8 protein-coding genes are annotated in these 11,451 nt (G+C 63.4%); 4 read left to right on the top strand and 4 right to left on the bottom strand.

What is annotated here, in order from left to right:
* Window positions 1-186 precede the first annotated feature (186 nt).
* Together ACQZ2L_RS21390 and ACQZ2L_RS21385 are read left to right on the top strand one after the other, a co-directional pair.
* Window positions 187-2,643 (top strand): EAL domain-containing protein, encoded by a 2,457-nt coding sequence (locus ACQZ2L_RS21390; RefSeq protein ID WP_430327745.1) that lies wholly within the window; start codon window positions 187-189, stop codon window positions 2,641-2,643.
* 39 nt (window positions 2,644-2,682) lie between these two features.
* Window positions 2,683-3,468: a TenA family transcriptional regulator gene (locus ACQZ2L_RS21385; protein WP_430327744.1), complete on the top strand. Its 786-nt coding sequence runs from the start codon at window positions 2,683-2,685 to the stop codon at window positions 3,466-3,468.
* 185 nt (window positions 3,469-3,653) lie between these two features.
* On the opposite strand, the gene ACQZ2L_RS21380 is transcribed toward ACQZ2L_RS21385, so the two are convergent.
* From ACQZ2L_RS21380 to ACQZ2L_RS21365, 4 genes are all read right to left on the bottom strand, one after another.
* A complete protein-coding gene (locus ACQZ2L_RS21380; protein ID WP_101321659.1) occupies window positions 3,654-4,394 on the bottom strand; it encodes a YciK family oxidoreductase in 741 nt (246 codons plus the stop codon).
* Between the two features lie 51 nt (window positions 4,395-4,445).
* On the bottom strand, window positions 4,446-5,117 hold the full coding sequence (gene mupP, locus ACQZ2L_RS21375; protein WP_101321658.1) for an N-acetylmuramic acid 6-phosphate phosphatase MupP: 672 nt from the start codon (window positions 5,115-5,117) through the stop codon (window positions 4,446-4,448).
* Between the two features lie 2 nt (window positions 5,118-5,119).
* The gene (gene ubiG / locus ACQZ2L_RS21370) at window positions 5,120-5,818 is read right to left on the bottom strand and encodes a bifunctional 2-polyprenyl-6-hydroxyphenol methylase/3-demethylubiquinol 3-O-methyltransferase UbiG (RefSeq protein ID WP_430327743.1); all 699 of its coding nucleotides are present in this window, start codon (window positions 5,816-5,818) and stop codon (window positions 5,120-5,122) included.
* 64 nt (window positions 5,819-5,882) lie between these two features.
* A complete protein-coding gene (locus tag ACQZ2L_RS21365; protein ID WP_430327742.1) occupies window positions 5,883-7,205 on the bottom strand; it encodes a TRZ/ATZ family hydrolase in 1,323 nt (440 codons plus the stop codon).
* Between the two features lie 109 nt (window positions 7,206-7,314).
* On the opposite strand from ACQZ2L_RS21365, the gene mtnA reads away from it, so the two are divergent.
* The gene (gene mtnA, locus ACQZ2L_RS21360) at window positions 7,315-8,391 is read left to right on the top strand and encodes an S-methyl-5-thioribose-1-phosphate isomerase (RefSeq protein ID WP_430327741.1); all 1,077 of its coding nucleotides are present in this window, start codon (window positions 7,315-7,317) and stop codon (window positions 8,389-8,391) included.
* Window positions 8,392-8,672: 281 nt separating this feature from the next.
* The gene (gyrA, locus tag ACQZ2L_RS21355) at window positions 8,673-11,447 is read left to right on the top strand and encodes a DNA gyrase subunit A (protein ID WP_150571400.1); all 2,775 of its coding nucleotides are present in this window, start codon (window positions 8,673-8,675) and stop codon (window positions 11,445-11,447) included.
* Window positions 11,448-11,451: the final 4 nt, after the last annotated feature.

Genomic DNA, 11,451 nt, shown 5'->3' with positions numbered 1-11,451 from the left:
TGTACCTGTGGGAGCGGGTTCACCCGCGAAGGGCCGCAAAGCGGCCCCAATTGGCTTAGCTGACTGGCACTACGCAGAACCTGCAGAGTTTTTGCAGATACATCTGGTAGCTAGTAGCGTTTTCTCGCCTACGCTGTGCTTGTCTGGTTTGATTAGTGCTTTATCTGCCGCCGTGACAGGGACTCCATGAAGGGAACTCATATTCATCAAGCGCCTAGGCTGCTGGGTATCATCTGGCCGTTTGTCGCCGTGGTGATCCTGCAGGTCTTGCTGGCCGGTCTGAGCCTGTACACGCTTTCGGCCGTGCGTGCCTATGTCGCCGGCGAGAGCCTTTGGTCGAAAGCGCAGAAAGACGCCATCTATTACCTCAACCTGTACGCCGAGCGGCCTGAACCGCGCTTTCTGCAGCGTTTTCACCAAGCCATCGCCGTGCCCCAGGGCGATCACGAACTGCGCATCGCGCTGGACCAGCCCACGCCCGACTACGCTGCCGCTCGGGCCGGCATCCTGCAGGGCGGCAACCACCCTGAAGACGTCAGCCGGATCATCTGGTTCTACAGCTACTTTCGTAACATCAGCTTTATGCAGAAGGCCATCGCCTATTGGGATATCGGCGACGACTACCTGCGCCAGCTCGACCTGCTCGCCGCCGAAATCCACAGCAGCTTCAGCAGCGGCCAGCCCACCCTGGAGCAGGTCAATGAGTGGAAGGCGCGCATCGCCACCATCAATGAAGGCGTGACCCCCGCTGCCAAAGCCTTCAGCGACGCCCTCGGCGAAGGTTCGCGGGTGCTGCTCAAGGTGCTGCTGATCAGCAACCTGCTGACGGCGATCTTTCTGATCACCATGGCCTGGCGCCGTTCGAGCAAGTTGCTGTCCCAACGCCAGGCGTTTGCCAGCGCACTGCAGGCCGAAAAGGACCGTGCGCAGATCACCCTGGCCTCGATTGGCGATGCGGTGATCACCACCGACGTCGACGGCAATATCCTTTACATGAACGCCGCCGCCGAGCAACTGACCCACTGGCAAGCCGCATCAGCTCAAGGGCTACCGTTGTCGGCGCTGTTCAGCCTGCTCGACGAGCACAGCGACGAAGACGCGCGCACCTTGGTCGAGCAGGTGCTGGCCGGCAGCCTGCGCGGTGGCGCCGAGCATGCACGGTTGATCCAGCGCCTGGATGGCAGCACGGTTTCAGTCAACCTGGTGGGCTCACCGATCCTCAGCGATGGCCAGGCAACTGGCATTGTTCTGGTGCTGCACGACATGACCCAGGAGCGGCAGTACATCGCCAACCTGTCGTGGCAGGCCACCCATGACGCCCTGACCGGGCTGGCCAACCGCCGCGAATTTGAATACCGCCTCGAACAGGCGCTCAACGGCCTGGCGCGTCAGCCTGGCCGGCATGCGTTGATGTTCCTCGATCTGGACCAGTTCAAGCTGGTCAACGACACCTGTGGCCACGCCGCCGGCGACGAGCTGCTGCGCCACATCTGCGCGGTGCTGCAGTCCGGCCTGCGCGAGGGCGACACCCTGGCGCGGCTGGGGGGAGACGAATTTGGCGTGCTGCTCGAGAACTGCCCGCAGGAGCAGGCCGAGCGCATCGCCGAGCAGCTGCGCCAGGCGGTGCAGAGCCTGCATTTTGTCTGGAAGGGGCGGCCGTTCATTACCACTGTGAGCATTGGCCTGGTGAGCATGGCGCAAGCGCCCGGCACCCTTGAGGCCTCTCTGCGCGCTGCCGACATGGCCTGCTACATGGCCAAGGAGAAGGGGCGCAATCGGGTCCAGGTGTACCACGCCGACGACAGCGAGCTGTCCATGCGCTTTGGTGAAATGGCCTGGATTCAGCGTCTGCATGTGGCGCTCGAGGAAAACCGCTTCTGCTTGTACGCCCAGGAGATTGCCGCCCTCAGTGACCAGGAAGGGCCGGGGCATATCGAGATCCTGCTGCGTCTGCACGACGAAAGCGGGCGGACCATTCTGCCCGACAGCTTCATCCCCGCCGCCGAGCGTTACGGCTTGATGACCGCGCTGGATCGTTGGGTGGTGCGCAACGTATTCCAGGTTATCCGCCAGTGCCTGAACGAGGGGCGTCCGGGGCCGTTGGCGCTGGTAGCGATCAATCTGTCCGGTTCGAGCATCGGCGACGATAAATTTCTCGATTATTTGCAACGGCTGTTCAGCGAGTTTGAAATCCCGCCACGGATGATTTGCTTCGAAATTACCGAAACCAGCGCCATTGCCAACCTGGGCAGTGCCATTCGCTTCATCAATGAATTGAAAGGGCTGGGCTGCAAGTTCTCGCTGGATGACTTTTGCGCCGGAATGTCGTCATTCGCTTATTTGAAGCATTTGCCGGTGGACTACCTGAAGATAGACGGAAGTTTTGTAAAAGACATGCTGGATGATCCGATTAATCGCGCTATGGTTGAGGTGATCAACCACATCGGCCACGTCATGGGCAAACGCACCATTGCCGAATTTGTTGAAACGCCGTTGATCGAGCAGGCCCTGCAGGAAATCGGCGTGGACTACGCCCAGGGCTACCTGATCGAGCGGCCGCAGGTGTTTACCTGCGACAGCCTGCAACGCCAACGAATTGCAGCACGGCCTTTGCTGCAGCGCGCGCCAGGGACGTTTCGCTGAGAGTGGACGGCTAAATCACAAGGAATCAAGGAGCTGACAGTGAGTGACGCATTCGTTCGGATTGGGCCGCTGATGGATCCCGCCAGCTACCCGCAGTGGGCGCAACAAATGATTGAAGACTGCCGCGAGAGCAAGCGCCGAGTAGTCGAGCACGAGTTCTACCAGCGCTTGCGCGATGGTGAGCTGCGTCAGGCGACCATTCGCCAGTATCTGATTGGCGGCTGGCCGGTGGTCGAGCAGTTTTCCCTGTACATGGCGCACAACCTGACCAAGACCCGCTTTGCCCGCCACCCTGGCGAGGACATGGCCCGGCGCTGGCTGATGCGCAATATCCGCGTCGAACTCAACCATGCTGACTACTGGGTGCACTGGTGCCATGCCCACGGTGTGACCCTGGGTGATCTGCAGGCGCAGGAAGTGCCGGCCGAGCTCAATGGCTTGAATGACTGGTGCTGGCGGGTGTGCTCGACCGAGTCGCTGGCGATTGCCATGGCGGCCACCAACTATGCGATTGAAGGCGCTACCGGCGAATGGTCGGCGGTTGTCTGTGCGGATGGCGCGTATGCCGAAGGCTTCCCGGAAGAGACCCGCAAGCGCGCCATGAAGTGGCTGAAGATGCATGCCCAGTATGACGATGCGCATCCTTGGGAGGCGCTGGAGATCATCTGCACACTGGTAGGGGAGAGTCCGACGCCGTTGTTGCGCGCCGAGTTGCGCAAGGCCGTGTGCAAGAGCTACGACTGCATGTACCTGTTCCTCGAGCGCTGCATGCAGCTGGAACAGCGCCAGGCGGGGCGTACGCGGTTGGGTTTGGCGGCCGGTTGATCGCGGTACAGGACCGCGCATTACCCACATGCGCGGTCCCCCTGTAGGAGCGGCCTTGTGTCGCGAAAGGCCAGCGTAGCTGGCCCAGCAATGTCGGCGGCGGAGCTGCAATTGGGGGGCCGCTGCGCGACCCTTTCGCGACACAAGGCCGCTCCTACAGAGACGGCGTTAGGACTGCGCCACCGTTACTGGGCGTTAAACGCCTGCCCATTCACCGCCTTGCTATCCGGCCCCATCAAATACACGTACACCGGCATGATCTCCTCAGGCAGCGGGTTATCCTGCGGATTCTCGCTCGGATACGCCGCCGCACGCATGGCGGTGCGGGTCGCGCCCGGGTTGATGCTGTTGGAGCGCACCGGTGCCACGCCTTCCAGCTCGTCGGCCAGGGTCTGCATCAAGCCCTCGGTAGCGAATTTCGACACACCATAGGCGCCCCAGTAAGCCCGGCCCTTGCGCCCGACGCTGCTGGAGGTGAACACCACCGACGCATCCTCGGACAACTTCAGCAGCGGCAACAACGTGCTGGTGAGCATGAACGTGGCATTCACGTTGATGTGCATCACGCGCATGAAGTTGTCGCCCGAGAGTTGCTCCACCGGCGTGCGCGGGCCAATGATCGAAGCGTTGTTGAGCAGCCCGTCAAGCCGACCGAAGTCGTTCTCGATCATCACGGCCAGCTCGTCATACTGATGCGCCAGGGCGGTTTCCAGGTTGAACGGGATCACCACCGGCTGCGGGTGGCCGGCGGCTTCGATCTCGTCATAGACCTCATTGAGGTTGGCTTCGGTCTTGCCCAGCAGCAGCACGGTCGCGCCAAGCGCGGCGTAGGCCTTGGCCGCCGCAGCGCCAATGCCGCGGCCGGCGCCAGTCACCATGATCACTCGGCCAGCGAGCAGGCCAGGGCGGGCGGTGTAATCGAACATAGGTCTATCCTTTGCAAGCCAGGGCGCGGCGGGCGCGCCTCAAGCGATTGATCAGCAGCCGCACAGCGCGCTGTCGAGCACCTTGCGCAGCTCCAGCGGGTGGTCCACCACCACATCTGCACCCCAGTTGTTGGGGTTGTCCTGCGGATGAATATAGCCATAGCGCACCGCTGCGGTACGGGTCCCGGCGTCGCGGCCGGACTCGATATCGCGCAGGTCGTCACCGACGAACAGCACGCTGGCCGGGTCCAGATCCAGGGTCTTGCAGGCCAGGATCAGCGGCTCGGGGTCAGGCTTGCTGTTCTTTACATGGTCCGGGCAGATCAACAACGCGGAGCGCTCGGCCAGGCCCAGGCGCTGCATGATCGGCTCGGCGAAGCGCACCGGCTTGTTGGTCACCACGCCCCAGATCAGGCCGCCTTTTTCGATATCGTCGAGCAGCTCGGGCATGCCCTCGAACAGCTTGCTGTGCACTGCACAGTCACGCTGGTAGCGCTCGAGAAACTCCAGGCGCAATGCCTCGAAGCCTTCGTCTTCAGGATTCATGGCAAAGGTCGCGGCAACCATCGCCCGCGCGCCGCCGGAGATCTCGTCGCGGATCAGCTTGTCGGCGATCGGCGCCATGCCGCGCTCGGCGAGCATCGCCTGGCAGATCGCGATGAAGTCTGGCGCGGTGTCCAGTAGAGTGCCGTCCATGTCGAAAAGTACTGCTCGCAAACGCATGCTTACACCTCGCGCAGGGTCTGGATCATGTAGTTGACGTCGACGTCGCTGCTCAGCTTGTAGTGCTTGGTCAGCGGGTTGTAGGTCAGGCCGATGATGTCTTTGACTTCAAGCCCGGCAACCCGGCTCCAGGCGCCCAGCTCGGACGGGCGGATGAATTTCTTGAAGTCATGGGTGCCGCGCGGCAGCATCTTGAGGATGTACTCGGCACCGATGATCGCCAGCAGGTAGGCCTTGGGGTTGCGGTTGATGGTCGAGAAGAACACCTGGCCGCCCGGCTTGAGCATGCGGTAGCAGGCGCGGATCACCGATGACGGGTCAGGCACGTGCTCGAGCATCTCAAGGCAGGTGACCACGTCGAACTGCTCGGGCATTTCTTCGGCCAGGGCCTCGGCGGTGATCTGCCGATACTCGACCTCGACGCCCGACTCGAGCTGGTGCAGGCGGGCGACCGCCAGCGGCGCTTCACCCATGTCGATGCCGGTCACGGTGGCGCCGCGTTGCGCCATCGCTTCGCTGAGGATGCCACCGCCGCAGCCGACATCGAGCACCTTCTTGCCGGCCAGGCTGACGCGCTCGTCAATCCAGTTGACCCGCAGCGGGTTGATGTCGTGCAGAGGTTTGAACTCGCTTTCGCGGTCCCACCAGCGGTGGGCGAGGGCCTCGAACTTGGCGATTTCGGCGTGGTCGACGTTGCTCATTGAACAGATCCTCTGAAACTTGAATAAAAGGTGTCACTAAGCGCCAGCCGCAGCTGGCGCGTGGTCATTCCTTGCCTGCGATGCGCGCGCCCCAGGCGCGGGCCATGGCGGTCAGCGCTGCCTCGTCCATACGGGTCAGGCGGCGCTCTTCGAGCAGTTGCTCGCCGGCAACCCAGACATGCCGCGCGCAGTCGCGGCTGGTGGCATAGATCAATTGTGACACAGGGTCGTGCACCGGCTGCTGGGCCAGGCCAGACAAGTCGAACGCCACCAGGTCGGCGGCCTTGCCCAGCTCCAGCGAGCCGATCTGTGCGTCCAGACCCAGGGCGCGGGCGCCATTGAGTGTCGCCATGCGCAAGGCTCGATGGGCGTCCAGTGCCGCCGCCGAGCCGGCCACGGCTTTCGCCAGCAGGGCGGCGGTGCGGGTCTCGCCGAGCAGGTCGAGGTCGTTGTTGCTGGCCGCGCCATCGGTGCCTATAGCGACATTGACCCCGGCCTGCCACAAACGCTCAACCGGGCAGAAGCCGCTGGCCAGTTTCAGGTTGGATTCCGGGCAGTGGATCACGCTGGTGTTGCTTTCTACCAGCAGGGCCAGGTCGTCGTCGCTGATCTGGGTCATGTGCACCGCCTGCAGGCTCGGGCCCAGCAGGCCAAGCCGCGCCAGCCTGGCCAGCGGCCGCTCGCCGTGCTCGGCAACGGCCTGCTCGACTTCGCTGGCGGTCTCGTGGATGTGCATGTGCAGCGGCGCATCGAGCTGATCGGCGATCACGCGGATCTTCTCCAGCGTCTCGTCACCGACCGTATACGGCGCGTGGGGGCCGAGGGCGATGGTGATGCGCGGGTGGTGGCGCAGTTCGCCAAACAATTCGATGGCCTGATGCAGGGTGTCGTCTGCGGTGGCCGCGCCGGGGATCGGGAAGTCCAGCAGCGGCACCGCTACCTGGGCGCGGATGCCGCTCTGCTCGACCTGCTCGCAGGCTTCGCGCGGATAGAAGTACATGTCGGCAAAGCAGGTGATGCCGCCCTTGAGCTGCTCGGCGATGGCCAGGTCGGTGCCGTCGCGGACAAAGCCCGGGTCGACCCAGCGCCACTCGGCCGGCCAGATGTGCTCGCGCAGCCAGGTCATCAGTGGCAGGTCGTCGGCCAGGCCGCGGAACAGGCTCATGGCGGCATGGCCGTGGGCGTTGATCAGGCCTGGGCACAGCAGGCAGTCGGGCAACTCGCGCACCTGCAGCGCCGCCGGCGCGCGTTCGCGGGGTCCGAGCCAGGCGATCAAGCCGTCGCGCAGGCCCAGTGCATGCCCTTCGAACACCACTCCGGCGGGCTCCACAGGCACCAGCCAGGTCGGTACCAGGAGCAGGTCGAGGGGGGCTGCGGAGGTCGGCATGCGGCGGCTACCTGAAGGGTTTGGGCGGATCGCGCAGTATACCCGAGCGCCCGCGGCTGAGGCTCGCTATAATCGCCGGCTTTTGATCAGCAAAGCACGGGGAGAGGCGATGCGCGAGCGACTTTTGGCGGCAGAGAAGGTGACCGGCATTCAGTGGCGTGACGGCACCCTGCATCTGCTCGACCAGCGCCTGTTGCCGGCGCAAGAGCGCTGGCTGGCCTGTACCGACGTGTCTCAGGTAGTGAGCGCGATCCGCTCGATGGCGGTGCGCGGTGCGCCCGCCATCGGCATCAGCGCCGCTTACGGGCTGGTCCTGGCGCTGCGTGCCCGGCTTGCCGAGAAGGGCGACTGGGAAGAGTCGATCGAAGAAGACTTTCTTGACCTGGCCGAAGCGCGGCCTACTGCGGCCAATCTGTTCTCGGCGCTCAACCGCATGCGTGACCGCTTGCAGCGCCTGCGCCCCAACGAAAACCTGCTGGCGGCCATGGAAGCCGAGGCCATCGCCATCCACGACAGCGACCGCGAAGCCAACCTGACCATGGCTCAGTACGGCATCGAGCTGATCCGCCGCCAGCAAGGCAACGAGCAGACCATGCTGACCCACGGCAATGCCGGGGCGTTGGGCGGTGGTGGCTTCGGTACCGCGCTGGGCGTGCTGCGTGCAGCTTACCTTGAGGGCATGGTCGAGCGGATTTACGTCGGCGAAACCCGGCCCTGGCTGCAAGGCTCGCGCCTGACCGCCTGGGAGCTGGCCGAGGAGGGCGTACCAGTAACCGTCTGCGCGGACTCGGCCATGGCCCACCTGATGAAGGTCAAGGGCATCACCTGGGTGGTGGTGGGCGCTGATTGCATCGCGGCCAACGGCGATGTCGCGGCCAAGATCGGCACCTACCAACTGGCGGTAGCGGCCATGCACCACGGCGTGCGCTTCATGGTGGTGGCGCCAAGCACCAGCATCGACCTGAACCTGGCAACCGGTGACGATATCCCGCTGGAAGAGCGCGAAGCAGACGAGCTGCTGGACGTTGCCGGCAATCGGGTTGCCGCACAGGTCGAGGTGTTCAATTCGGTGTTCGACGTGACCCCGGCTGACCTGGTTGATGTGATCGTGACCGAAAAAGGCGTGGTAGAGCGCCCGGACACCGCCAAGATCGCCCAGTTGATGTGCCGCAAGCGCCTGCATTGAGCGCCTGCGCGCCGTGCAGGGCGCAGCTGTCAGGGCAAAGCTGCCGTTGCTCGGCAGCGCTGCTTGTTGTTGCAGCTTGAGGCTTAAGCCTGATGCATTTTTGTGGTACCATCCGGCAGTTTCCAAGGCCGCCCGTTTATGCGGTCTTCATTGCGCAGATCCAAGGCACAACCTATTGATTTGTCGTAAGTCGTCGCACCACTGTGCGCTGCGGCGACGAGCTTCGTTCGTCCTCTGGGGACTTGGACGAGGTTTCACCAGAAAAAGGAATCAGGCTTCTCATGGGCGAACTGGCCAAAGAAATCCTCCCGGTCAATATCGAAGACGAACTGAGACAGTCTTACCTCGACTACGCGATGAGCGTGATTGTCGGGCGTGCACTGCCCGATGCGCGTGACGGCTTGAAGCCCGTGCATCGCCGCGTTCTGTTTGCGATGAGCGAGTTGGGCAACGACTGGAACAAACCGTACAAGAAGTCCGCCCGTGTGGTCGGTGACGTTATCGGTAAGTACCACCCGCACGGCGACACTGCGGTCTACGACACCATCGTGCGTATGGCCCAGCCATTCTCGCTGCGCTACCTGCTGGTCGACGGCCAGGGCAACTTCGGTTCGGTCGACGGCGACAACGCTGCGGCAATGCGATACACCGAAGTGCGCATGTCCAAGCTGGCGCACGAGTTGCTGGCTGACCTGCACAAAGAAACCGTCGACTGGGTACCCAACTACGACGGCACCGAGCTGATCCCGGCGGTGATGCCAACGCGCATCCCCAACCTGCTGGTCAACGGTTCCAGCGGTATTGCCGTGGGCATGGCGACCAACATTCCGCCGCACAACCTCGGCGAAGTCATCGACGGCTGCCTGGCGCTGATCGACAATCCGGAAGTCACCATCGATGAGCTGATGCAGTTCATCCCTGGCCCGGACTTCCCGACTGCCGGCCTGATCAACGGCCGCTCCGGCATCATCGAGGCCTATCGTACCGGCCGTGGCCGCATTTATATGCGCGCCCGCTCCGAGATCGAAGACATCGACAAGGTCGGTGGCCGTCAGCAGATCGTCATCACCGAGCTGCCGTACCAGCTGAACAAGGCTCGCCTGATCGAGAAGATCGCCGAGCTGGTCAAAGAGAAGAAGCTCGAAGGCATTACCGAGCTGCGCGACGAGTCCGACAAGGACGGTATGCGCGTGGTCATCGAGCTGCGTCGCGGCGAGGTGCCTGAGGTCGTGCTCAACAACCTCTACCAGCAGACCCAGCTGCAGAGCGTGTTCGGCATCAACATCGTCGCCCTGATCGACGGTCGTCCGCGCCTGCTCAACCTCAAGGACCTGCTCGAAGCGTTCGTCCGTCACCGCCGTGAAGTGGTGACTCGTCGTACCGTATTCGAACTGCGCAAGGCCCGTGAACGTGGCCACATCCTTGAAGGCCAGGCCGTCGCGCTGTCCAACATCGACCCGGTCATCGCCCTGATCAAGGCCTCGCCGACCCCGTCCGAAGCCAAGGAAGCCCTGGTTGCGATGCCGTGGGAATCGAGCGCGGTGCAGGTCATGGTCGAGCGCGCAGGCGCCGACTCGTGCCGCCCGGAAAACCTCGATGCCCAGTACGGCATGCGCGATGGCAAGTACTTCCTGTCGCCAGAGCAGGCCCAGGCGATTCTTGACCTGCGTCTGCACCGCCTGACCGGCCTTGAGCACGAGAAGCTGCTGGCCGAGTACCAGGAGATTCTCGAGCAGATCGGTGAGCTGATCCGCATCCTCAGCAGCGCTGAGCGCCTGATGGAAGTGATCCGCGAAGAACTCGAAGCGATCCGCGCCGAATATGGCGACGTGCGCCGCACCGAGATCCTCGATGCCCGTCACGACCTCAGCTACGGCGACATGATCCCGGAAGAAGAGCGCGTGGTGACCATCTCCCACGGCGGCTACGCCAAGACCCAGCCATTGACCGCGTACCAGGCCCAGCGCCGTGGCGGCAAGGGCAAGTCGGCGTCCGGCGTCAAGGACGAGGACTACATCGAACACCTGCTGGTTGCCAACAGCCACGCCACCCTGTTGCTGTTCTCCAGCAAGGGCAAGGTGTACTGGCTGAAAACCTACGACATCCCGGAAGCCTCGCGCGCTGCCCGTGGCCGTCCGCTGGTCAACCTGCTGCCGCTGGAAGACGGCGAACGCATTACCGCCATGCTGCAGATCGACCTCGAAGCCCTGCAACAGAGCGCCGATGTCGATGAGGAACTGGAGGACGGCGACGACACCGTGCTCGAAGGTGAGTTGGTCGAAGCCGAAGAAGTCGACGAAGAAGACGGCGATACTGCCGAGTGGGCTGCAGAGCCTACCGGTGCCTATATCTTCATGGCGACGGCGTCCGGTACCGTCAAGAAGACCCCGTTGGCGCAGTTTGCGCGTCCACGTACCAGCGGCCTGATTGCGCTGAAGCTGAAAGAAGGCGACACCCTGATTGCCGCCGCCATCACCGATGGCGCCAAGGAAGTCATGATGTTCTCCGACGCCGGCAAGGTCATCCGCTTCGCTGAAAGCGTCGTGCGTGAAATGGGCCGTACCGCTCGCGGTGTGCGCGGCATGAAGCTGGGCAAAGGCCAGCGGATCATCTCGATGCTGATCCCCGAGTCTGGTGCGCAGATCCTCACCGCCTCCGAGCGTGGCTTCGGCAAGCGTACCCCGCTGTCCAAGTTCCCACGGCGCGGTCGTGGTGGTCAGGGCGTCATTGCCATGGGCACCAAGGGCCGTAACGGCCTGCTGATCGGCGCGATCCAGGTGCAGGAAGGTGAAGAGATCATGCTCATCTCCGACCAGGGCACGCTGGTCCGCACCCGTGTTGGCGAAGTCTCCAGCCTGGGTCGTAACACCCAGGGCGTGACCCTGATCAAACTGGCCAGCGACGAGACCCTGGTGGGCCTTGAACGGATCCAGGAGCCATCCGAAGACCTCGAGGAGTTGCTCGAAGGCGAGGAGGGCGCAGAGGGCGTCGAACTCGATGCGGTAGAGGCGGCAGATGATGACGCCGGCGCCGCCGAAGAGGCGCCGCAGGAATAAACAG

The sequence above is a fragment of the Pseudomonas shirazensis genome, from assembly GCF_050496565.1.
Taxonomy (GTDB): Bacteria; Pseudomonadota; Gammaproteobacteria; order Pseudomonadales; family Pseudomonadaceae; genus Aquipseudomonas; species Aquipseudomonas shirazensis_A.
The sequence above is the reverse complement of the archived record's forward strand: the minus strand, read 5'-3'. Positions and strand labels throughout refer to the sequence as shown.

Bases quoted from the DNA above. Each gene is read 5' to 3' on its own strand.
- ACQZ2L_RS21380 (WP_101321659.1), bottom strand. From the start codon at position 4,394: ATGTTCGATTACACCGCCCGCCCTGGCCTGCTCGCTGGCCGAGTGATC.
- mupP (WP_101321658.1), bottom strand. From the start codon at position 5,117: ATGCGTTTGCGAGCAGTACTTTTCGACATGGACGGCACTCTACTGGAC.
- ACQZ2L_RS21390 (WP_430327745.1), top strand. From the start codon at position 187: ATGAAGGGAACTCATATTCATCAAGCGCCTAGGCTGCTGGGTATCATC.
- ACQZ2L_RS21365 (WP_430327742.1), bottom strand. From the start codon at position 7,205: ATGCCGACCTCCGCAGCCCCCCTCGACCTGCTCCTGGTACCGACCTGG.
- ubiG (WP_430327743.1), bottom strand. From the start codon at position 5,818: ATGAGCAACGTCGACCACGCCGAAATCGCCAAGTTCGAGGCCCTCGCC.
- gyrA (WP_150571400.1), top strand. From the start codon at position 8,673: ATGGGCGAACTGGCCAAAGAAATCCTCCCGGTCAATATCGAAGACGAA.
- mtnA (WP_430327741.1), top strand. From the start codon at position 7,315: ATGCGCGAGCGACTTTTGGCGGCAGAGAAGGTGACCGGCATTCAGTGG.